Source organism: Acidovorax lacteus (genome assembly GCF_039540375.1).
GTDB classification, from domain to species: Bacteria; Pseudomonadota; Gammaproteobacteria; order Burkholderiales; family Burkholderiaceae_C; genus Acidovorax_G; species Acidovorax_G lacteus.
The window spans coordinates 34,710-57,265 of sequence record NZ_BAABEX010000024.1 but is presented as its reverse complement, the minus strand read 5'-3'; the positions used below and the strand labels follow the sequence as shown (position 1 = coordinate 57,265).

Sequence of the window (22,556 nt, the reverse complement as noted above, 5' to 3'; positions counted from 1 at the left end):
AGTCGGGCGGGGCGCTGCGGCGCTCCGCCCAGACACTGTTGCGGGCTCCAGAAGCCGCTCAGGCGGCTGCCTGGGCGCGGCGCTCCAGAATCTCGAAAGCCGGCAGTTGCTTGCCTTCGAGCACTTCCAGAAACGCGCCGCCGCCTGTCGAGATATAGCCAACCTGCGCCTCGATGCCGTACTTGGCAATCGCCGCCAGGGTGTCGCCTCCACCAGCGATGCTGAAGGCGGGCGATTCGGCGATGGCCTGTGCGAGGGTGCGCGTGCCGTTGGCAAAGGCGTCGAACTCGAACACGCCCACCGGGCCGTTCCAGACGATGGTGCCTGCCGTCTTGAGCTGGGCGGCCAGGCGGGCCGCCGTCTCGGGGCCGATGTCCAGGATCAGATCGTCCTCGGCCACATCGCGGGCGGACTTCACCGTGGCCGGTGCGTCGGCGGCAAAGGTCTTGGCCACCACCACGTCGGTGGGAATCGGCACCTCGGCACCGCGGGCCTTCATGGCGTCCATGACGGCGCGGGCCTCGCCCAGCAGGTCAGGCTCGGCCAGGCTCTTGCCGATGGGCAGGCCTGCGGCCAGCATGAAGGTGTTGGCAATGCCGCCGCCCACGATGAGCTGGTCCACCTTGGACTCCAGGCTTTGCAAAATGGTGAGTTTGGTGGACACCTTGGAGCCCGCCACGATGGCGGCCAGCGGGCGCTGGGGCTGGGCCAGGGCCTTGGTCAGGGCGTCGATCTCGGCCGACAGCAACGGCCCTGCACAGGCCACCGGGGCAAATTGCGCAATGCCATACGTCGTGCCCTCGGCCCGGTGGGCCGTGCCGAACGCATCGTTCACATAGATGTCGCACAGCGCGGCCAGCTTGCGCGCCAGGTCTTCCTTGTTCTTCTTCTCGCCCACGTTCAGGCGGCAGTTTTCCAGCAGCACGACCTGGCCGGGCGCCACCTGCACGCCGTCCACCCAGTTCGCCACCAGCGGCACCTCGCGGCCCAGCAGTTCGGCCAGGCGCTGCGCCACGGGCGCCAGCGAGTCCTCGGGCTTGAACTCGCCTTCCGTGGGACGGCCCAGGTGGCTGGTCACCATCACGGCGGCACCCGCCTCCAGCGCCATGCGGATACAGGGCACCGAGGCGCGGATGCGCGTGTCTTCGGTGATGCGCCCCGCATCGTCTTGCGGAACGTTCAGGTCGGCACGGATGAAGACGCGCTGGCCGCGGGCCTTGCCCTGGGCGCACAGGTCAGAGAAACGGAGGATGTTCATGGCGGGAAGTGGTTGGAGCCGGAAAAAATCGCCCGCCATTGTAGGAGGGCGGCCCGCGCCACCGCGCGCCTACCAGCCCCAGCCGATGTGCAGCGGCAGGTACACCGCCATGCCCACCACGATGGTGCCCAGAATGCCGCGCCGCCAGAAGTAATAGGCGCATGCGCAGGCGACCGCAGGCAGGCGGGCATCCTGCCATGTGGTGAGCACAGCCCCCTGGGCCATGAGGATCTCGGGCGCGATGACCGCCGTGAGGGCGGCCAGCGGCGCGTACTTGAGGCCGCGCTTGAGCCAATCCGGCAGGGGCAGCTCGCGCTCGGGGATCATGAAGAGCGCGCGCGACACCACGGTGATGGCCGCCAGCCCCACGATGGCCACCAGCACCTCGACCCAGTGCGCGTTCATCGGCGGCGCTCCGTCTGCTCCATCAGCAGCCCGGCGGCCACCGCCGCGGCAATGGCCACCAGAATGTTGAGCTTGAGCGGCAGCGCAAAGGCGGCCACTGCGGCCGTGGCCGCCACCGCCGTGGCCACCCAGGTGGCACGGTCGTTGACCATGGACAGAAGCACCCCGAGCAGGGCCAGCACACCGGCGAAGCCAAGCCCCCAGGACAGCGGCACCGCGTTGGCCAGCAAGATGCCCGCAATGGACGGCACCTGCCACGCCACCCAGTTGGTGCTGGCAGCGCCCCAGAAGTACGGCACCTGGCCGGGTGCCGGAGCCTGCTGCGGATAGCGCTTCATGAACGCGACAAAGATCACATCGCCGCTGAAGTACCCGATGGCCAGCCGCTGGCGCAGGGGCAGGTGCGCGAAGTAGCTGCGCCACAGGCTGCTGAAGATCACGAAGCGCAGGTTGACACAGGCCGCAGTGAGCCACACCACCCACAGCGGTGCGCCGACAGCCAACAGCGGTAACACCGCGAGTTGCGCGCTGCCGGCGTACACCAGCAGCGACATGCAGATGGCCAAGGGCACTGGCAGACCGGTCTTGACCATGGCCACGCCCGTGACCAGGCCCCAGGCCGCAATGCCCAGGGAGGTACCGGCCATGTCCTGGATGGCCAGGCGGAAGGCCGGATGGCGAACGGTGGCGCGCACCGCCAGCAGGCTGCTCATGCGCCGGGGGCGGCCACACCGCCCGCAGCGCCCAGCACCATGCCGGGCTGCAGGTCGAAGCCCCGCAAAAAGTCTGCAGCCGCCAGCCGTTTGCCACCCGCCCGCTGCAGCACCGTCAGGCGCAGGGCGCCCTGCCCGCAGGCCACCGTCACGCCGTCGGCGTTCACAGTCAAAATCTGCCCCTCGTGCTTACCCGGCAAGCACGAGCCGCTATCAATTTCAGAGCACCACACCTTGATGACTTCACCGCAGCACTCGGTGCTGGCGCCGGGAAACGGATCGAACGCACGCACCCGGCGGTCGATCACGCTGGCTGGCAGCGACCAGTCGATGCTGCCTTCGGCTTTTTCAATCTTGTGGGCGTAGGTGACGCCCTCTTGTGGCTGGCGCACCGGGCGCAGACCGCCACAGGCCGCAAGCTCCAGCGCCTCGACGATCATCCGCCCACCCAAGGCGGCAAGACGGTCGTGCAGGCTGGCGGTGGTGTCGGTCGGCTCGATCGGCGTCTTCTCGACCAGCAGCATGTCGCCCGTATCCAGGCCGATGTCCATCTGCATGATGGTGATGCCGGTGTCCGCATCGCCCGCCTCAATGGCTCGGTGGATGGGCGCCGCGCCGCGCCAGCGCGGCAGCAGGCTGGCGTGGATGTTCAGGCAGCCGAAGCCACGACGCCCGGAGGAGCCAGCAGCCATGCGGTCCAGCACCCATTGGGGCAACAGCAGGCCGTAGGCGGCCACCACCATCGCGTCGGCGTCGGCCGCCTCCAGCGCCTGCTGCGCGGCGTGGGCGTCGTCTGGATAGCGCCCGTCCAGCCGCAGGCTGCGCGGTTGGGCCACCGGAATTCCGTGTTCCAGCGCGAGTTGTTTGACCGGCGAAGCCTGCAGCTTCATGCCTCGCCCGGCAGGCCGGTCGGGCTGGGTCAGCACCAGCGGCACTTCAAAGCCTGCGGCCAGCAGCCGCTCGAGCGCCACCCGGGCGAATTCAGGAGTACCGGCAAAGACGATGCGCATGGAGCAACCCAAAGATAAAAACGGCGCTGGGGGTGACAGGCGCCACCACTAGTCGCGGGGATCGGCCAGCAACGGCAGTTCGTCGGTGTACAGCATCTGGCGCAGCACCCGCTGACGGTCGAAATGCAGATGCGCCAGGCGCAGGTCATTGACGACCTTGAAGCGGTAGGTCCACACGTCGCCATCGAACCGGGCCACGCGTTCGACGCGGAGCGGAGGACCGAAGCGGTCCAGGGCCTGCGCTTCGGTCAGCTGCCCCGGCAACAGGGCCTCGAAAGCCGCGGCCGTCAACACCTGCTCAATGCGTACCAGACGGCCCGCGGCATCAAACGACAGCGCATGCGCCTCAGACCCGGACGGCAACTGCGAGTAGAGCCAGCGCTCGCCCTCGGGCACGGTGGTTCGCGAAGTTGGCGAGCCCAGCTGGGCCTTCACGGCCGCGTCCGTGGTACCCAGCGGCATGCGGCCCGCGCTGGCACAACCGAGCAGCAGCGCAAGGGCAGCAGCCCCCATCAGCCAGCACGCTTGGCGTGCAGGCCCCGGTATCAAGTGCGACTCTCCCGCTGCTGCTTGAGCAACTTGGTCTTGATCCGGTTGCGCTTCAGGGGCGAGAGGTACTCCACGAACACCTTGCCCAGGAGGTGGTCCATCTCATGCTGGATGCAGACGGCCAGCAAGCCATCCGCCTGGATCGTGCGCTCCTGGCCCTTCTCGTCCAGGGCGCGAACATGCACGGCCGTCGAGCGTTCGACGCCGTCGTATATGCCAGGCACCGACAGACACCCCTCCTCGCCACGCACCGTGTCGGGGCTGGCCCACACGATCTCGGGATTCACCAGCACCATGGGCTGATCCCGCTCTTCGGAGACGTCAATCACGATGAGCCGCTCGTGCACGTCAATCTGGGTAGCCGCAAGCCCGATGCCATGGGCGTCGTACATGGTTTCCAGCATGTCGGCAGCCAGCGCCTGGATGCGGGCGTCCACAGCGACCACCGGACGGGCGACGGTGTGCAGGCGGGGGTCGGGATAACGAAGAATCGGAAGGAGTGCCATGGATCGCGTGTGTAACTGTCGCTATTTTCGCCACTTTTGCGGCAACGCGCCGAGCCTGCCCACCATAATCGTTGCCGAATCAAGGGCTTGAGCAGAGAATCTAAGATGGTTTGTAACGTATCAGCCCGGCTTGCGCGCGCCCTGCGCTCAGGCAAGGTGCCACAGTGAGGGGGCGTTTCGCATGCATCGGACAATCATGAACATGAAGGCATCCACCGCCGCGCCCGGCCGCGCCCTGGGCTATGCAGTGCTGGTGGCAGGGGCCCTCGGCGCGTCCGCCTCGTTCGCACAAAACCTGCCAGTCACGCCCAACCAGCGCAGCACCGCGCAGCAGGTGGCACAGCAAGGCGTTCCGCTGGCAGAGCTGGCGCCCAACGCACCCGACAGCTACACCGTGCAGCGCGGGGATACGCTGTGGGGCATTGCAGGCCTGTACCTCAAGCGTCCCTGGAGATGGCCCGAACTGTGGGGCATGAACCTGCAGGCGATCCCCAACCCGCATCTGATTTTTCCGGGCCAGACGCTGTACCTGGACAAGCAGGGCGGCTACGCCCGGCTGCGCACCTCGGCGCCGGGCGGGTCGCTCGAGACCGTGCGCGTTTCGCCGCGCACCCGCAGCGAAACGCTGGCCGATACGGCCCTGCCTACGCTCAAACCGCACCTGATCGAGCCTTTCCTGGTCGAGCCGCTGGTGGTCGATGCCAACGTGCTGGAGCGCGCGCCACGCATCGTGGCCATGTCCGATGACCGTGTGCTCATGGCGGCGGGCGACCGCGCCTACGTGCGTGGCGACGCTGCGAACCCCTTGCGGCTGGAGTCCGGCGAGCCCCGTGTGTACCGCGTATTCCGCAACGCAGTGGCGTTGCGAGACCCTGAGACCAAGGAGATTCTGGGCTATGAAGCCCAGTACCTGGGCAAGGCGCAGCTGGTCCGGGGTGAGTCTTTTGAGGACACCGTGGGCAAAGACGGCAAGCGCGCCGCCGAATACATCCCGGCCACAGTCGAGTTGCTCGACTCCAAAGAAGAGATCCGTGCGGGCGACCGGCTGCTGCCTGTTCCTTGACGCACCTTTGTCAGCTTTACACCCCGCACACCGTCCACCGATGTGCAGGCCCGCGTCGTGTCTCTCTATGGTGGGTCGGCCGTTGCGTTTGCAGCACAAAACCAGGTGGTGGCCATCAATGTGGGCGAGCAGGACGGCATCGAGCCTGGGCATGTGCTGAACCTGCTCACCAAGGGTGAGCGCATCAAGGACGCAGAAGACCGCGCCATGCTCAAACTGCCGAGCGAGAGCAACGGTTCTGCCATGGTGTTTCGCACCTTCGACAGGGTGTCGTATGCGCTTATTCTCGACGTGCGGAGTACAGGCGTTCGCGTGGGCGACCGGCTCGTCACCCCCGAGTAAATCGCGGCTGTGCCCCCTCGCGCAGCCCCTCAGACGCCGCTATGGAGCAGCAAGAGCTGGCGGACTGGCTTCGCCTCCTGACCACCCACGGCATCGGCCCGGTCAAGGTACGGGCCCTGCTGGCGTGCTTCGGCTTGCCGGAACACATTTTTGCCGCATCGGAAGCCCAGTTGAGAGAGGTCGTGGGCCCGACCCAGGCGCGCGATCTGTGCACAGTGCCCGATGGCTGGGCGGCCCAGTGTGACGCCACGCTGCAGTGGCTCAAGCGCAGCGAGGCCGACGGCATCGGCCGTGACATCGTCACCCTGGCCGACCCGCGCTACCCGCAGCGCCTTTTGGCGACCGAGGACCCCCCGTTGCTGCTGTATGTCATGGGGCCGGCGACGCTCCTTGAAAGCGCCGACCCGTGGGCCACAGGACGGTGCATTGCGATGGTCGGCAGCCGCAACCCAAGCGCCCAGGGGCGAGAGAACGCGCAGGCGTTTGCACACAGCCTGCGCATGTCCGGGGCCTGCATTGTGTCGGGGCTTGCGCTGGGCATTGACGCAGCAGCCCACGCCGGGGCGTTGCAGGATCTCGAATCGAGCCCGCCGCTTGGGCAGCCATCGACCATGGCCATCGTCGGCACCGGCCTGGACCGGGTGTACCCCAGCCGCAACCATGCGCTGGCCCAGCGCATCGCACAGACGGGCTTGCTGGTCAGCGAGTATCCGCTGGGCACGCCGCCCCTGGCCGGAAACTTCCCGCGGCGCAACCGCATCATCGCCGGTCTGTCCGAGGGCACGCTGGTGGTCGAGGCGGCGCTGGCGTCGGGATCGCTCATTACGGCGCGGCTTGCCACCGAACAGGGACGCGATGTCTTTGCCATTCCGGGCTCCATCCACGCACCGCAATCGCGCGGTTGCCACGCGCTGATCAAGCAGGGGGCCAAGCTGGTAGAGACCGCTCAGGACGTGCTGGACGAGTTGCGCTGGGAGGCGTTCGCCGCCGCCCCATGGCATCAGGCACGGCTTGCGGACGGCCCTGCGGGCGACCCGGGTAGCTCCTCAGCCCCCGCTCCCGATGCACTGCAGGACCCTTTGCTGGATGCGCTGGGCTTTGAACCCGCAGATGTCGACACGCTCACCGCGCGCACGGGCTGGTCGGCTTCGCAATTGCAGGTCAGGCTGCTCGAACTGGAACTGGCCGGCGAGGTGGCGCGGCTGCCCGGGGGGCAGTTTCAGCGCACGCTGCGCACCTGAAACGAGTCCTCTATGCCCATCAGCCGAGCAGCCGCTCGGGATTGGCATCCAACTTGGTCAGCGCGTCGCGCGTCGCGCGTACCGTCAGACCCTCTTCGTCCTGCGGCACCAGCAAGCCAGACTGCAAATACGCGGCCAGACGGCGCAATTGGATGAGGTAACTGCTGCCATCGGCAGCGGCAAACAGATGCAATTGCTTGCGCTCGCTGTGCCACACGTACTGCACACGGGCCGAAGAGCCGTTGTGGTCCAGCGTGAACCAATGCCCAGGCTGCAACTCCCGCGCCCAAGCGACCGCACCATCCTCCACCGGCGCACCGTTGTCTGCCACCACATGGATGTTGGACGCATCGATGCCGAGCATCATCTCAATGTTGTCCGCGCTCAGAGGCATGTCGCCCAGCGAGGTATCGCTGATGAAATCTTCCAGGTTGGCCAGTCGCTTGGCCATGGCCTCAATATGTGCCTGCGGGATGGCGGCCGTCTTCGACAAAAAGGCGTCCGCCAGGGTGTCCGTCAGTACCTTGATCTGCGCGTCCTGGTCGCCCCCCGTGACGCCCAGCAACGCCAAGCCCTGGCGCAGGCGCTGGAGCAAGCCCGGCAGGGCCTGGATGACCTGCGCACGGTCACTGCGATGGGGCTTGGCACTCGCAGCCCAGACCAGATCTGCGGCCGCGCGCTTGAGCGCCACCGTTTCGGCATGCTGGGCCCCGTCGCGTACCGCGGACAAGGCCAGAACCTCGGCCCAGGTCTTGAACAGGAAATCACGAATCTCCTCGCGCACCGGCATGTCGCGCAACATGGTGCGCAACTCGATGGTGTACTGGATGGCCAGCGTTTCCTTTTGCTCAACCTGCTGCGCCACGCTCACGATCTTGGAGTTGGCCTGTTTTTCCGTCAGGAATCGCGCCAGGAATTTCTCGAACTCGTCGTACACGAGTTGGAACACCCGCTGCCCGGTCTCGGGATACTGCTCGATCACCTGCACGACCCGGCGGATCTCGGCCTCCAGGGCGCTGCCATTGATGGCCGTGGCATCAAACCCCATGACGCATGCGCCCATGCGATCGATGAGCTTGCGCGCCGGGTGGTCGATGTTGCTGAAAAACTCCGGCTCGGCCAAGGCCACGCGGAGCACCGGCACCTGCAGCCGGGCGAACCAGACGCGTACAGCGGGTGGAATGCGGTCCTCGGCCAGGATGCTCTGGAACATCAGCGCCACCACCTCAATGATGGCTTTCTCGCCTGGGGTTTCGGCCTTCTTCTTGAGTTCGGCCGTGCGCTCGCGAACGATACCTGCCACCTGCACCACTGCCGCCGGGCTGTGGTACTCCTCCACCAGCGTGGCCATGCCGCTGTAAAAAGCATCGGCGCGCGCCACGCCCGCACCGGGCATGGCCAGCGCCTGGGCCAGGGCCGCCGAGGCAGGCGCCGCCTTAGACGCGTCATAGCCAGCGACAGGCTGCGACAGAATGCGCCGCAACTGCCCCATCACGCCCTGCGCGCGCTGGCGCGCCCGGGCAAGCGGCGTTGTGCCTAGCAAAAGACCGCTGGCAGACGGACGGCCAGGCACCATGCCCGGATGCATGCGTGGCAGTGGCAGATATTCGGTGGGCTGCATGGCGCGCGCAGTCGCTGCTGCCAGGGCCTGCTGTGTCTGTGCCAGGGCCTGCGATGCGATGCCGCCCCCCGGAGGCTTCATCCCGGAATGGACGCCACCCGCCCCGCCCCAGCCAGTGACGGCGGCAGATCCGCTGTCCGGCGCACCGGGGGCGCGGCGGACACGTGCGCGCAGGTCCGTTTGGGGCGTGACGCCCTGCTCGACGAAGAAGACGTTGACTTGTTGATAGACGCGCTGCAGCAGGTTGGCAAGTTCGCGCTGCAGAGGATCCACAGCGAGAAGCAGGTCGGAACGTTGCAGGCCGGCCTTGACCCATTGCTCCACCAGCTGCACGCACAGGCTCTCGGCGCGCAGCACATCCTGGGCGTCCAGTTCCTGGCCTTCGATGGCGAGCATGCGCTGGCGCACGGTGTCCCACTGCAGCGCCACCTGTTCGGCCAGCGTAAGGGCCATGCGCGATGCCATGATCTTGTTCTCGACCACGTCATCGCTGAGCAGTTCGAACTGCAAACCTGGAGCGTTCGGGCGAGAAGAAGGCTGCGCCTGTGGCGCGGGAGCGGCACCCAAACGGGCCCGCAGGCCCTGGGCCACACGCTGCATCCAGGCTGTGTGGTGTTGCTGGTACAGCAGCCAGGCATCGCGGCGGGTCTGCATGTCGCGCGCCGTGCCCGTCTGGGCAGCAAGCTCGACAAAATAGTCCTGCAGGGCCTTGTCGAGTGCGGGGAGCGATGCACACACCCCCTCCACGAACCGTGACCGCGCCTCCTGGGCCAGACGGCGGGATGCGGACGAGCCTGGAGGAACGGTCATGCAGCGATATTAGCCGTTACACGGTTGCACCGGCGTTCGGGTCGTTCGGGTCCTCTTCCTTGCGGGTGGCCTTCACGAGGTCTTCGCGCTTCACGCCCAGCCACATCGCAATCGCCGCGGCCACGAACACCGAAGAGTAAATGCCAAACAGGATGCCGATGGTCAGCGCCACCGCGAAGTAGTGCAGGCTCGGCCCACCGAACAGCAGCATGGACAGCACCATGGCCTCGGTCGAGGCGTGGGTGATGATGGTGCGGCTCATCGTGCTGGTGATCGCATGGTCGATCACCTCGGTCGTGCTCATCTTGCGGTATTTGCGGAAGGCTTCGCGAATCCGGTCAAAGATCACGACCGACTCGTTGACCGAGTACCCCAGCACCGCCAGCACGGCAGCCAGCACGGCGAGCGAAAACTCCCACTGGAAGAACGCGAAAAAGCCCAGAATGATCACCACGTCGTGCAGATTGGCGATGATGGCCGCAACGCCGAACTTCCACTCGAAACGGAATGCCAGGTAGATCACGATGCCGATCACCACCATGGCCAGCGCAGTCAGCCCGCCATAGACGAGTTCCTCGCCAATCATCGGACCCACGAATTCGGTCCGCCGCAAGGTCACCTCAGGGTCCACAGCCTTCAGTGCCGACAGCACCTGCTCGCTTTGCTGGGCAGAGGTCACGCCCTTCTGCACAGGCAGGCGGATCATCACGTCCCGCGCAGTGCCGAAGTTCTGCACCTGTACTTCGGCATAGCCCAAGCCCGTGACGGTCTCTCGCACTTTGGCGATGTCCGCTGACTGGGTGTAGGACACCTCCATGACGGTGCCACCGGTGAATTCCACCGACAGGTGCAGCCCGCGCGTGACCAGGAAGAACACGGCCAGGGCAAAAGTGATGAAGGAAATCGCGTTGAAGATCAACGCGTGCTTCATGAACGGAATGTCTTTCTTGATGCGGAAAAACTCCATGATCAGGATCCTTGTGTGGAGTTTTCAGGACGTGTGCCGGAGCGGCAGCACGGGCAATGCGATGGCGCAGCGGTGCATGGCAGTTCCCCGGTTCACTTGCCGGCGTCAGGCGCTGCAACAGCCGCGTCGCCATCGGGTCGCCAAACCTGACCGATGGACACGCTCTTGAGTTTCTTCTGGCGGCCGTACCAGAGGTTCACCAGCCCGCGCGAGAAGAACACGGCCGAGAACATGCTGGTCAGGATGCCCAGACAGTGCACCACCGCAAAGCCCCGGACAGGCCCCGACCCGAAGGTCAGCAGCGCGAGGCCGGCGATCAGGGTGGTCACGTTGGAGTCCAGAATCGTGGCCCATGCACGCTCGTATCCAGCGTAGATCGCCGCTTGAGGCGACGCCCCTGCACGCAGTTCTTCACGGATGCGCTCATTGATCAGCACGTTGGAGTCGATGGCCACACCGATGGCCAGGGCCATGGCCGCAATGCCGGGCAAGGTCAGGGTGGCCTGCAGCATCGACAGGATGGCCACCAGCATGAGCACGTTCACGGCCAGCGCGACGCTCGAGAACACCCCGAACAGCGCGTAGTACACGCACATGAAGGCAGCGATCGCCACGAGCCCCCACACCACGCTGTTGATGCCGCGCTTGATGTTGTCTGCGCCCAGGCTCGGGCCAATGGTGAATTCCTCGATGATTTCCATCGGTGCGGCCAGCGAACCGGCGCGCAGCAGCAGTGCGGTGTCGTTGGCCTCGGTCGTGGTCATGCGACCCGAAATCTGCACGCGACCGCCGCCGATCTCGGTGCGGATCACGGGAGCGGTCACGACCTCGCCCTTGCCCTTTTCAAACAGCACGATGGCCATGCGCTTGCCCACGTTCTCGCGCGTGATGTCGCGGAAGATGCGCGAGCCCTTGGCGTCCAGCGTCAGGTTGACGGTGGGCTCCTGGGTCTGGCTGTCAAAGCCCGGCTGGGCATCGGTCAGGTTCTCGCCGGTGAGCACCACCTGCTTCTTGACAATGATGGGCTGACCATTGCGGTCCAGATAACGCTCGGTGCCGAAGGGCACGGGGCCACGACCGCTTTCTGCGGCACGGCCCTCGGTGCTTTCGTCGACCATGCGCACTTCCAGCGTCGCCGTACGCCCCAGAATGTCCTTGGCCTTGGCCGTGTCCTGCACGCCAGGCAGTTGCACCACGATCCGGTCCAGCCCCTGCTGCTGGATCACCGGCTCGGCCACGCCGAGTTCATTGATCCGGTTGTGCAGCGTGACCATGTTTTGCTTGAGTGCCTGCTCCTGCAGGCGGCGCGTGGCCTCGGGCCTGATGGTGGCGCGCACCTGCAGGTCGGCCCCCTCGCGGGCATCTGCAGCCTGCAGGTCGGGGAACTGGTCCGCGATCAGGTTGCGTGCTGCCGTCTGCGTGGCCTCATCGCGCACACGGATCTCAATGGCCTGGCCGTCGCGGCTCACGCCGCCGTGGCGGATGTTCTTGTCGCGCAGTGCCGTGCGAATGTCGCCGGCAAAACTTTCGGCACGCTTGGTGAGTGCCGCCTGCATGTCCACCTGCAGCATGAAATGCACGCCACCCCGCAGGTCCAGCCCCAGGTACATGGGCTGCGCATGCAGCGACGTCAGCCACGCAGGCGAGCGCGACACCAGGTTCAGCGCCACGATGTACGGCGGGTCGGACGGGTCTGGCACCAGCGCTTTCTGGATGGCGTCCTTGGCCTTGAGCTGGGTGTCGGGCGTGTCGAAGCGCGCACGCACCGAGCTGCCATCGAGCGTGACCATGTCACTCTGGATGCCCGCAGCCTGGAGCGCCTGCTCCACCCGCTGCAGCACGGCAGTGTCCACCTTGATGGTGGCCTTGGCCGACGACACCTGCACCGCAGGCGCTTCGCCAAAGAAGTTGGGCAGGGTGTACAGGGTCGCGATCAGCAGCGTGATCAGCAGGATCGCGTACTTCCAGACCGGATAACGGTTCATGACAGCGCTCTCGTCTCAGGCCTGAGCGGCGCGCGCGCAGACCCGTCTGGGGGTCAGCGCGCGGTACCGGGCCTCGTGGGGAAAATTACTTGATCGTGCCCTTGGGCAGCACCTGCACCACAGCGCTGCGCTGCAACTGCACTTCCACGCCATTCGAAATCTCGACGTGCAGCGTGCCTTCCGACAGGCGCGTCACCTTGCCCAGCAAGCCGCCGGCCGTGGCCACTTCATCGCCCTTGGCCAGCGCGTCGATCATGGCGCGGTGCTCCTTCTGGCGCTTCATCTGGGGGCGGATCATCACGAAGTACAGCACCACGAACATCAGCACCAGCGGCAGCATGCCGGTGAGCGTGGTCATCAGGTCGCCACCACCCGACTGGGCGGCCGGAGCGGTCTGGGCAAAAGCAGAGGAAATCAGCACGGAGAGCTCTCCACAACGGATGAAACGGATACAAAGGCGCCGCGACCCGGTGGGCACCAGGACGCGGCACAGAACAGGACATTGTATGCGCCCACCGGCAAGACCCTGTCCTGCCGGGTGGGATGCGAAAACGGGCCCGCGGCCGCAAGGACGACAGCGCAACACGCGCTGTGCTTGCAGCCGCCGGTCGCGCTCAGGCTGCCTGGCGGGCGACAGTCTGCGCGCTGGCGGCCGGGTTGCGCCAGCGCTCCATCAACGCCGCCCAGCGCGGGCGGGCCGCGGCCAGGTGGCGCTCCTTCACATGGCCGTAGCCGCGGATGTCTTCCGGAATGCGCGCAATCTCGACCGCCAGCGCCAGGTTGTCGGCGGTGAGGCTGCGCAGCAGCTCCTCAATGCAGGCGCGGTACTCGGCGATCAGCGCACGCTCGGTACGGCGCTCCTCGGTGCGGCCAAACGGGTCGAAGGCCGTGCCGCGCAGGCCCTTGAGGCGTGCCAGCAGACCGAACGCCTTGCGCATCCACGGGCCGTACGCCTGTTTGACCAGCTCGCCACGCTCGTTCTTGCGCGCCAGCATCGGCGGCGCCAGGTGGTGCACCACCTTGTAGTCGCCCTCGAACATACCCTCGATCTTGGCGGTGAATGCGGCGTCGGTGTGCAGGCGCGCCACTTCGTACTCGTCCTTGTAGGCCATGAGCTTGAACAGGTAGCGCGCCACGGCTTCGGTCAGGCGCGTGCCGTTGCCCAGTGGCGCCTCGGCGGCCTGCACCTTGGCCACAAAGGCCTGGTACTCGCCCGCGTAGGCCGCGTTCTGGTAGCCGGTCAGGAACTCGACGCGCTTGGCCACCATCTCGGCTAGCGAGGGCTTCTTGACGAAGGCGATCACCTGTGCCGCCTGGTACAGCGCGCGCACGGCCGCCAGATCGTGGGCACAGCGGCGGCCCCATTCAAACGCAGCCTTGTTGTTGTCCACCTGCACGCCATTGAGCTCCATGGCGCGCATCAGCGACGCCAGCGTCAACGGGATGCGGCCCTTCTGCCATGCGTAGCCGAGCATGATGGGGTTGGTGTAGATGCTGTCGCCCAGCAGCTGCACGGCCACCTCTTCGGCGTCGAAGCGGCCCACGCCCTCAGCGCCCACGGCGGCCGCCAGCGCGTCGTCGCACGATGCGCCCGGGAACTGCCAGTTGGGGTTGTTCACGAATGCGGCCGTGGGCGTGCCGTGGCTGTTGAGCGCCACATAGGTGCGGCCCGGCTGCATCACGGCCAGGGTGGCCTTGTTGGCCGCCACGATGGGGTCGCAGCCGATCACGAGGTCGGCCTTGGCCGTGTCCACCTTGGTGGTGTGGATGGCTTCGGGCCGGTTGGCGATCTGGATGTGGCTCCAGGTCGCACCGCCCTTTTGCGCCAGACCCCCGGCGTCCTGCGTGACCACGCCCTTGCCTTCAAGGTGCGCGGCCATGCCCAGCAGCGAGCCGATGGTGATGACCCCGGTGCCGCCCACACCGCCCACCACGATGCCCCAGGCGCTTTCGGCCACGGGCAGCACGGGCTCCGGGATCGACGGCAGCGCCGACAGGTCGCCCTTTTTGTCCTTCTTGGGCTTCTTGAGCTGGCCGCCTTCCACCGTCACAAAGCTCGGGCAGAAGCCGTTGACGCACGAGAAGTCTTTGTTGCAGGTGCTCTGGTTGATGCGGCGCTTGCGGCCGAATTCGGTCTCGACCGGCTCGACCGACAGGCAGTTGGACTTGGTGGAGCAGTCGCCGCAGCCTTCGCAAACCAGGTCGTTGATGACCACCGTCTTGCTCGGCGTGGCCAGCTTGCCGCGCTTGCGGCGGCGGCGCTTTTCGGTGGCGCAGGTCTGGTCGTAGATGATGGCCGTGCAGCCCTTGATCTCGCGGAACTCGCGCTGGATCTTGTCCAGCTCGTCGCGGTGGTGCACCGTCACGCCCTCGGCAAGGGCCACGCCGTCGTACTTGGCAGGCTCGTCGGTCACGATCACGAGCTTGGCCACGCCCTCGGACTTCAGGCTGTTCATGATCTGCAGCACCGAGTGGCCCTCAGGGCGCTCGCCCACGGTCTGGCCGCCCGTCATGGCCACGGCGTCGTTGTAGAGCACCTTGTAGGTGATGTTCACCCCGGCCGCAATGCTCTGGCGGATGGCCAGCAGCCCGCTGTGGAAGTAGGTGCCATCGCCCAGGTTGGCAAAGATATGCTGCTCGGTGGTAAAGGGCTGCTGGCCCACCCAAGGCACGCCTTCGCCACCCATTTGCGTGAAGGTGCTGGTGTTGCGGTCCGGCATCCAGTTGACCATGTAGTGACAGCCAATGCCTGCGACGGCGCGCGAGCCCTCGGGTACGCGCGTACTGGTGTTGTGCGGGCAGCCGCTGCAAAACCAGGGCGCACGGTCGCCGGTGTCGGCCTTTTGCTCGGCCATGGCGCGCTCGCGCGCTTCGATGACGCTGATGCGCGCGTCCATGCGGGCGACCACGTCCTCGGGCACGCCCAGCTTCTTCAGGCGCTTGGCAATCGCCTTGGCGATGATCGCAGGCGTCAGGTCGGCCTTGGCGCGCAGCAGCCAGTTCTGGCTGGGGTTGGCCATGCTCCACTCGCCGCCCGAGTTGTCGCCTTCCACCTCGTCGAACTTGCCCAGCACGTTGGGGCGCACGTCGGCGCGCCAGTTGTAGAGCTCTTCCTTGAGCTGGTATTCAATGACCTGGCGCTTTTCCTCGACCACCAGGATCTCCTGCAGGCCTTCGGCAAACTCGCGCGTGATGGTGGCTTCAAGCGGCCACACCACGTTGACCTTGTGCACGCGGATGCCCAGTCGGCGGCAGGTGTCGTCGTCCAGACCCAGGTCGGCCAGCGCCTGGCGCGTGTCGTTGAAGGCCTTGCCGCTCGCGATGATGCCGAAGCGGTCGTGCGGCCCCTGCACCACGTTGTAGTTCAGGCGGTTGGCCCGCACATAAGCAAGCGCCGCGTACCACTTGTAGTCCATCAGCCGCGCTTCCTGCTCCAGCGGCGGGTCGGGCCAGCGGATGTGCAGGCCGCCCGGCGGCATCTGGAAGTCTTCGGGCAGGATGATCTTCACGCGGTCCGGGTCCAGCGAAATGCTCGACGAGGACTCGACCACCTCCTGGATGGTCTTCATGCCCGACCACACGCCCGAAAAGCGGCTCATCGCAAACGCGTGCAGGCCCATGTCCAGGATTTCCTGCACGCTGCTCGGAAAGAACACCGGCGAGCCGCAGGCCTTGAAGATGTGGTCGCTCTGGTGCGCGGCCGTGCTGCTCTTGCTGATGTGGTCGTCGCCCGCAATCGCAATCACACCGCCATGCCGGGCAGTGCCCGCCATGTTGGCATGTTTGAACACGTCGGAGCAGCGGTCCACGCCTGGGCCCTTGCCGTACCAGATACCGAACACACCGTCGTACTTCTTCTTCTCGGGGTACAGGTCGAGCTGCTGCGTGCCCCAGACGGCGGTGGCGCCCAGCTCTTCGTTCACGCCGGGCTGGAAGACGACGTGGTTCTCGGCCAGGTGCTTCTTGGCCGCCCACAGCGCCTGGTCGTAGGTGCCCAGCGGGCTGCCCCGGTAGCCGCTGATGAAGCCTGCCGTGTTCAGGCCGGCGATGGCATCGCGCTGGCGCTGCAGCATGGGCAGGCGCACCAGGGCCTGCACCCCGCTCATGAAGGCGCGGCCTTCTGACAAGGTGTATTTGTCGTCGAGCGTGACGGTTTCGAGCGCTTTGCGGACGGCGTCGGGCAGCGGGGCGTTCATGGCGTTTGTCTCCTGTGAATCGTGGGGGCGCCGCACCTTGTGGGGCGGCCGGACAGGCGCACGCACCCCGGGTAGGGGCGCGCCTCCAGTATGGCGAGAAGTGTATGCCCACGGCGTGGATATGTCTTTGCTTTTTGTGCCGTGTTTCAGCTATTCTGAGAAAGAATCTTTCCCCAAAAAGGCACTGCGTGAACGAGCTCGACAAATTTGACCTGGCCATCCTGCACGAGCTGCAAACCGATGCCCGCCTGACCAACGCCGAACTGGCCCAGCGCGTGGGCCTGTCGGCCGCGCCCTGCTGGCGGCGCGTACGGGCGCTCGAAGAGGCGGGCTACATCAAGGGCTACCACGCCGAGATCGACCGCCGCCGCATAGGGCTCGGGGTGCTGGCCTTTGTGCGGCTGGATGCCGACCGCAACACCGGCGGCCTGACGCTGGCCATGGAGGAAGCGATCCGGCAGATTCCCGAGGTGGTCTCGTGCCACTACATCAGCGGCACGGGCACGTTCGAGTTGCAGGTGGTGGCGCGCGATCTGGACAGCTTTTCGCAGTTTGCGCGCGACGTGCTGCTGAACCTGCCCAACGTCAAAGACATGCACACCAGCTTCTCGCTGGGCGAAGTCAAGGCCAGCAGCGCGCTGCCGCTGTCGCACCTGGCGCCAGAACCCGCAGGGCGTGCGGCGCGGCCTGCGACCAAGGGTCGATGAGGGAGCGGGCTGCGTCCGATCCGCCGTCCAGCGCTATGCAGTTCATAGCTGCTCGTGCTTGACTTTGCTGGCTCAGGGCCCGAAAAGGCTTGAAATCCGCCTCCTGCGCGCAGGCCTGGACGCGCCGCAGCGCAGCCCCCGTCGCCTTGGCGCGGCAAGGGCACCTGCCCGCAGCCCGCCTCCAACGGCCCTCTTTTGCTACTGATTCAATAGCGGCTCGTGCTTGATTTTGCTGGGCCGCAGGCCGATGGAGCTTGCAGCCCGCCCCGGCCTCAGCGCGGCCACAGCACCCACAGGCGCAGCGGCTGCTTGAGCCGCCCGGCAATGTCGCCCGCCTCGGGGCCCCAGCCGGTGAAGTAGTCGGCCCGCACCGCGCCCACGATGGCGCTGCCCGTGTCCTGCGCCAGCACCAGGCGCTGCAGCGCCGCCTGCGGCCCGGGCGAGGCCAGCCACACGGGCGTGCCGTACGGAATGCTCAGCCGGTCCACCGCAATGGAGCGCCCCGGCGTGAGCGGCACGCCCTGCGCGCCGCGCGGGCCGAACTGCGCATCCAGCGGCGGCAGCGGCTCTTCACGGAAGAACACATAGCGCGGATTGCTCCACAGCAGCTCCTGCGTGCGCTGCGGGTTCTGCGCCAGCCACGCGCGGATGCCGGGCCAGGTGGCGTCGCGCGTCAGGCCCTGGTCAAGCAGCCAGCGGCCCACGCTCTGGTAGGGCTGGTCGTTGGTGCCCGCAAAGGCCACGCGCACCAGCGTCGTGCTGCCGTCGGGCTCGGCAATGCGCAGACGGCCCGAGCCCTGGATGTGCAGCACCAGCGCCTCGATGGGGTCGCGCACCCAGGCAATGGCGCGGCCCTGCAGCGCGGCCTGGGCCTCGGGCAGCGTGTCGATTTGTTGGCGCGTGTACCAGGGCTTGCGCTGGCCAAAACCCGCGGGCAGGCGGTACAGCGGCACGCCAAAGCCGTTGCCAGGCTGGCGCGCCGCGTCCAGGAAGGGCTCGTAGTACGCCGTCAGCAGGCCTTCGGCCGCGCCTTCCAGGGTTTCGACCCGGTACGGCTGCAGCCGCGCCACCATCCAGGCGCGCTGCTCCTCCAGCGTGGCAATGCTGAGCTGGCGCACCTCGGCGCACAGCGCCACAAACGGTGCCACGGGCCGCTCGCAACTGCGGATCCAGGCGTTCCAGGCCTCGTGCAACGCATCGTCCTGAAAGCCCGGCAGCTCGGCCCAGCGCACGGGCACCCAGCGGCTCTTGGGCTGCACGATGGGACCGGGCAAGGGCCGGTCGTCGCCCGCCAGGGGCGCGGCAGCCGGCGCCGGAGGCGGCGGCACAAGTACCCCGGACGAGGAGGGGCTTGGGGCGGGCGGCGTTGAGCACGCGGCCAGCGTTCCTACAATCAGCGCCGTCAATACGCAGCGCAGGAGGGTCGAAGTCATGGGTCTGATTTTGCTTGAAGCCCTGCTGGCGCTCGTGCTGCTGATCGCCATCGTGTGGTGGACCATGTTCTCGGGCCGCAAGAAAGGCGAGCTGCCCGCGCAGGCCGACGACGAGCAGCCGCCGCACAAGGGCTAGGGGCTTTTCACACTGCCTTTGCCAGTGTGAGGGCCCTCTACAGGCTCTGAACGACGCGATCCTGATCCAGCCACCCAGGTGCAGGCCGGCGCCCCATGCGGGCGGTCAGCGCGCGTCGCGCAGCAGGTTGGCCAGCTCCACGGCCGACTTCACCTGCATCTTGTCGAACACGCGGGCGCGGTGCACCTCCACCGTGCGTACGCTGATGTCGAGCTGGTCGGCGATCAGCTTGTTGGGCAGGCCTGCCACCACCAGATCCATCACGTCGCGCTCGCGCTCGGTCAGCTCGGCCAGGCGCTCCTGCACGCCGCTGCGCTGGGCCTGCGCGGCCAGGTGGGCGGCCGAGCGGGCCAGCGCCTGCTCGATGCGGTCCACCAGCGCGTTGTCGGAAAAGGGCTTTTCACAAAAATCGAAGGCGCCGCGCTTGACGGCATCGACCGCGGTGGGCACGTCGGCATGGCCGGTCAGAAAAATCACCGGCATCTGCGCAAGGCTGCCGCGCGCGATCAGCTGGTCGAACAGGGCCAGCCCGCTCATGCCGGGCATGCGCACGTCCAGCAGCAGACAGCAGGGCTGGCGCTGCGGCGCGCGCGTGGCCATGGCCGCCTCGAACGCCTCAGCGCTCTCGAACGATTCACTGGGCAGCCTGCGCGAGCGCAGCAGCCAGGCCAGCGCCTCGCGCACGCTGGCGTCGTCGTCCACGATGAACACGGTGGCGTTGGGCAGGGGTTCCATCAGGCAGAAGGCGCAGGGGCAGTGGGCAGGGTGAAGGTGAATACCGTACCACGGGGCTGCTGGGCGGCGAATCCGAGGTATCCACCATGCTGCTCGACCACAGTGCGGCACAGGCTCAGGCCCAGGCCCATGCCCTCGGTGCGCGTGGTGAAGAAGGGCGTGAACAAGCGCTCGGCCACCGCGGGCGGAATGCCGCCACCCCGATCGGCCACGCTGAACTCCAGCCAGCCGCCCTGCGCTCCGGTGGCCGCGCGGCGCACGCGCAGCTGCAGCACCCGATCGGTGATGGCCGGGTCGTCCATGGCCTGCATGGCATTGCGCGCGAGATTGAGCAGCACCTGCTCGACCATGGTGCGGTCGCACCAGGCCACGGGCAGGTCTGGGGCAAGCTCCGTCTGCACCTGCACGCGCAGCTTGCGCGCCTGCAGGCTCACCAGCGGCAGGATGGCGTCGAGCAGCGCCTGCGCGCTCACGGCCTCGCGCGCCTGGTCGCGGCGGCGCACGAAGTCGTGCACGCTTTTGATGACCTTGCCCGCGCGCTCGGCCTGCCGCGCGATCTGGCGTACGGCCATGGAGACGTCCTGCAAATCGGGCCCCAGCGCCGCGGGCGCCTGGGCGTGGGCCTGCTCCAGCAGGTTGAGCGAGCCGGTCGCGTAGCTGGAGATGGCCGCCAGCGGCTGGTTGAGCTCATGGCTGAGCAGCGAGGCCATCTCGCCCACCGTGGCCAGGCGGGCCGTGGCCTGCAGGCGCTCCTGCGAGGCGCGCGAGAGTTCCTCCACGCGGCGCTGCTCGCTGATGTCGAGGAACGCGCTCATCCAGCCCGTGTGCTGCCCCTGGGCATTGATCAGCGGCGCTTCGATGATGAGCACCGGAAAGCGCGTGCCGTCCTTGCGCATGAACTCCGACTCGAAGCCCTCGCGCGGCGGAATCTCGCCCGCAAAGCGCACCGCCTGGCGACGCCGGTATTCCTCCACACGCTCGGGCGGCCAGTAGGGTGCGGACTGGCTCAGGCCCAGCAGCTCCTGGGCGCTGAAGCCGACCATCTCGCAGAACGCCGGATTCACATAGGTGATACGCCCCTCCAGGTCGCGCGCACGCAGGCCGGTGACCAGCGAGTCCTCCATGGCCTTGCGAAACGCCAGCGCATCGGCCAGGTCGCGCTCGGCACGCAGACGGCGGCGGTTGTCGCGGACCAGCACCACCATCACGGTGACCAGCGCAATCGACATGGCCGTGACCAGCGCGGTGAGCACGTTCGGAAACAGGCTCGGAGGGCTGTGCCAGCCATCGAGCCGTAGCACCAGCGTGTTGCCAGGCAGGTCGAGCAGGTGCTGGGCGGTGAACATGCGCGAGCCGCGCCGCGTGGCCCCCAGCACGGCCAGCCGCGTGCCGTCGGGTTCGGTGAACGACGCCTCCTGGCCGCGCGTGAGGCTCTGCCCGACCAGGTTGGCGAGCATGCTCTGCAGGCTGTAGGTGGCCACCAGATACCCCAGCGACTTGCCCGACTGGCTCAGCGGGAGGCACAGCTCCATCATTTCGGAGCCCAGGCCGTCGCCATGCGGTTGGAAGTAGCTGCCCGAGTACGCGGGCGTGCCCACACGCTTCGCCGTGGCGCAGGCCACGGCCACCTCCGACTGGTTGCTGCCCCGCAGCCGCTGGTCCCAGGCCACCGGCCGGTAGGGCGATTGCGCGTGGGTGCGCAACTCCATCCGGTCGTCGCGCCATTCAATGCGCACCAGTTCGCGGTGCTGGCGCAACATCTCGCCCGCCTGGATCTCCCACGACAGCAGGCTGGGATCTCCGCTGTGCAGGGCCTGCAGGCTCTGCAGGTTGCGTGTGAGGGCGCTGCGCACATCCGACACCGCATCGGCCGCATCACGCTCCATGCGGCTTTGCACTTCGCTGGTTTCGTAGCGCTCGGCCAGCCACACCTGCGTGACCAGCATGGCCAGCACCAGGCCCACCAGTGCCAGCCACAGCGACCAGCGGCGCCACGCGCTGCGCCAGCGCTGCCAACGGCTGCGCGGCCCGGGCAACGGCGGTGGGGGCAGGATGGCGGCGCTCACAGCACGCGGTGGTCCAGGGCCGGCAACTGGCTGCGCACTTCGCGCAGGTGCTGCGCGTCAAGCGCGGCCAGCACCACGCCCTCGCCTTCCGGCTGGCAGCCGAGCACGCTGCCCCAGGGGTCGATGATCTGCGTGTGGCCCCAGGTGCGGCGGCCGTTGTCGTGCAGCCCGCCTTGCGCCGGCGCGGCCACATAGGCGAGGTTTTCAATCGCGCGGGCGCGCAGCAGCACGTCCCAGTGTGCCTGGCCCGTGGTGTGCGTAAAAGCGCTCGGCACCAGCAGCAGTTCGGCACCAGCTTGCGCGTGGGCGCGGTACAGCTCCGGAAACCGCAGGTCGTAACAGACCGAGAGCCCTACGCGCCACGGCCGCCCATTCGCATCAGGCACATCAAACTGCACCGGCGTCTGGCCGGGCTCGATGGTGCGGCCTTCGTCAAAGCGTTCAGCGCCGCGCTCGAAGCGGAACAGATGGATCTTGTCGTAGCGCGCCACACAGCGTCCGTCGGGCGCGAACACCAGGGTGCTGTTGCGCACATGCGCCGGGCTGTCGGCCACCAGCGGCAGCGTGCCACCCACGATCCACAGGCCCAGGCGCTGGGCGGTGGAGGCCAGAAAGTCCTGCATCGGTCCGGCGCCGAACGGCTCGCGCAGCGCCAGCTTGTCGGTGTCGCGGTGGCCCAGCACCGCAAAGTATTCGGGCAGCACGGCCAGCATGGCCCCCTGGTCGGCCGCCTGCTGCAGCAGCGCAGCTGCGCTGGCCAGGTTGCGCGCAGGCTCGGGGGCAGACACCATCTGCAAGGCGGCGACGGTCAGG

At 67.3% G+C, this 22,556-nt stretch carries 18 protein-coding genes and 1 pseudogene; 4 read left to right on the top strand and 15 right to left on the bottom strand.

Annotation, left to right across the window (positions count from 1 at the left end; genetic code table 11):
- Window positions 1-58: 58 nt before the first annotated feature.
- The 6 genes from ABD866_RS11130 to def form a co-directional block, all read right to left on the bottom strand.
- On the bottom strand, window positions 59-1,258 hold the full coding sequence (locus ABD866_RS11130) for a phosphoglycerate kinase (RefSeq protein WP_345064734.1): 1,200 nt from the start codon (window positions 1,256-1,258) through the stop codon (window positions 59-61).
- Window positions 1,259-1,327: 69 nt separating this feature from the next.
- A complete protein-coding gene (locus ABD866_RS11125) occupies window positions 1,328-1,663 on the bottom strand; it encodes an AzlD domain-containing protein (RefSeq protein WP_345064731.1) in 336 nt (111 codons plus the stop codon).
- A complete protein-coding gene (locus tag ABD866_RS11120) occupies window positions 1,660-2,376 on the bottom strand; it encodes an AzlC family ABC transporter permease (RefSeq protein WP_345064728.1) in 717 nt (238 codons plus the stop codon). Before ABD866_RS11120 ends, ABD866_RS11125 begins: the two co-directional genes overlap by 4 nt.
- On the bottom strand, window positions 2,373-3,386 hold the full coding sequence (gene fmt / locus ABD866_RS11115) for a methionyl-tRNA formyltransferase (protein ID WP_345064725.1): 1,014 nt from the start codon (window positions 3,384-3,386) through the stop codon (window positions 2,373-2,375). Before fmt ends, ABD866_RS11120 begins: the two co-directional genes overlap by 4 nt.
- Window positions 3,387-3,434: 48 nt before the next feature.
- Window positions 3,435-3,899, bottom strand: coding sequence for a hypothetical protein (locus tag ABD866_RS11110; protein ID WP_345064722.1), 465 nt, complete (start codon window positions 3,897-3,899; stop codon window positions 3,435-3,437).
- Window positions 3,900-3,931: 32 nt separating this feature from the next.
- The gene (gene def / locus ABD866_RS11105; protein ID WP_345064719.1) at window positions 3,932-4,441 is read right to left on the bottom strand and encodes a peptide deformylase; all 510 of its coding nucleotides are present in this window, start codon (window positions 4,439-4,441) and stop codon (window positions 3,932-3,934) included.
- 202 nt (window positions 4,442-4,643) lie between these two features.
- Here def and ABD866_RS11100 point away from each other — a divergent pair.
- Window positions 4,644-5,846: pseudogene (locus ABD866_RS11100) on the top strand (LysM peptidoglycan-binding domain-containing protein).
- A gap of 41 nt (window positions 5,847-5,887) precedes the next feature.
- On the top strand, window positions 5,888-7,087 hold the full coding sequence (gene dprA / locus ABD866_RS11095; protein WP_345064716.1) for a DNA-processing protein DprA: 1,200 nt from the start codon (window positions 5,888-5,890) through the stop codon (window positions 7,085-7,087).
- Between the two features lie 19 nt (window positions 7,088-7,106).
- Here dprA and ABD866_RS11090 read toward each other — a convergent pair whose 3' ends face one another.
- From ABD866_RS11090 to ABD866_RS11070, 5 genes are all read right to left on the bottom strand, one after another.
- Window positions 7,107-9,518 (bottom strand): DUF1631 family protein, encoded by a 2,412-nt coding sequence (locus tag ABD866_RS11090; protein WP_345064714.1) that lies wholly within the window; start codon window positions 9,516-9,518, stop codon window positions 7,107-7,109.
- 16 nt (window positions 9,519-9,534) lie between these two features.
- Window positions 9,535-10,485, bottom strand: coding sequence for a protein translocase subunit SecF (gene secF, locus ABD866_RS11085; RefSeq protein ID WP_345064711.1), 951 nt, complete (start codon window positions 10,483-10,485; stop codon window positions 9,535-9,537).
- Window positions 10,486-10,577: 92 nt separating this feature from the next.
- A complete protein-coding gene (gene secD / locus ABD866_RS11080; protein ID WP_345064709.1) occupies window positions 10,578-12,470 on the bottom strand; it encodes a protein translocase subunit SecD in 1,893 nt (630 codons plus the stop codon).
- A gap of 85 nt (window positions 12,471-12,555) precedes the next feature.
- Window positions 12,556-12,891 carry a preprotein translocase subunit YajC gene (gene yajC, locus ABD866_RS11075; protein WP_345064706.1) on the bottom strand — a complete coding sequence of 112 codons (336 nt, stop codon included), beginning with the start codon at window positions 12,889-12,891 and terminating at the stop codon, window positions 12,556-12,558.
- A gap of 193 nt (window positions 12,892-13,084) precedes the next feature.
- A complete protein-coding gene (locus ABD866_RS11070; protein WP_345064703.1) occupies window positions 13,085-16,666 on the bottom strand; it encodes an indolepyruvate ferredoxin oxidoreductase family protein in 3,582 nt (1,193 codons plus the stop codon).
- Between the two features lie 188 nt (window positions 16,667-16,854).
- Between ABD866_RS11070 and ABD866_RS11065 the strand changes: the two genes are divergently transcribed.
- Window positions 16,855-17,373: an Lrp/AsnC family transcriptional regulator gene (locus ABD866_RS11065; RefSeq protein WP_345064700.1), complete on the top strand. Its 519-nt coding sequence runs from the start codon at window positions 16,855-16,857 to the stop codon at window positions 17,371-17,373.
- Between the two features lie 272 nt (window positions 17,374-17,645).
- Here ABD866_RS11065 and mltA read toward each other — a convergent pair whose 3' ends face one another.
- Entirely contained in the window at window positions 17,646-18,872 is a 1,227-nt protein-coding gene (gene mltA / locus ABD866_RS11060; RefSeq protein WP_425549582.1) for a murein transglycosylase A, read from the bottom strand.
- Between mltA and ABD866_RS11055 the strand changes: the two genes are divergently transcribed.
- Window positions 18,805-18,942, top strand: coding sequence for a hypothetical protein (locus tag ABD866_RS11055; RefSeq protein ID WP_345064694.1), 138 nt, complete (start codon window positions 18,805-18,807; stop codon window positions 18,940-18,942). The two genes, mltA and ABD866_RS11055, sit on opposite strands and share 68 nt — an antisense overlap.
- A gap of 105 nt (window positions 18,943-19,047) precedes the next feature.
- Here the strand turns inward: ABD866_RS11055 and ABD866_RS11050 are convergent, their stop codons facing one another.
- From ABD866_RS11050 to ABD866_RS11040, 3 genes are read right to left on the bottom strand one after another with little or no spacing between them, the layout of a single operon-like run.
- Window positions 19,048-19,677 (bottom strand): response regulator transcription factor, encoded by a 630-nt coding sequence (locus tag ABD866_RS11050; RefSeq protein WP_345064691.1) that lies wholly within the window; start codon window positions 19,675-19,677, stop codon window positions 19,048-19,050.
- Window positions 19,677-21,743 carry a two-component system sensor histidine kinase NtrB gene (locus tag ABD866_RS11045; protein ID WP_345064688.1) on the bottom strand — a complete coding sequence of 689 codons (2,067 nt, stop codon included), beginning with the start codon at window positions 21,741-21,743 and terminating at the stop codon, window positions 19,677-19,679. The genes ABD866_RS11050 and ABD866_RS11045 overlap by 1 nt, the downstream gene beginning before the upstream one ends.
- Window positions 21,740-22,555 (bottom strand): carbon-nitrogen hydrolase family protein, encoded by an 816-nt coding sequence (locus tag ABD866_RS11040; protein WP_345065028.1) that lies wholly within the window; start codon window positions 22,553-22,555, stop codon window positions 21,740-21,742. The genes ABD866_RS11045 and ABD866_RS11040 overlap by 4 nt, the downstream gene beginning before the upstream one ends.
- Between the last annotated feature and the right edge of the window lies 1 nt (window position 22,556).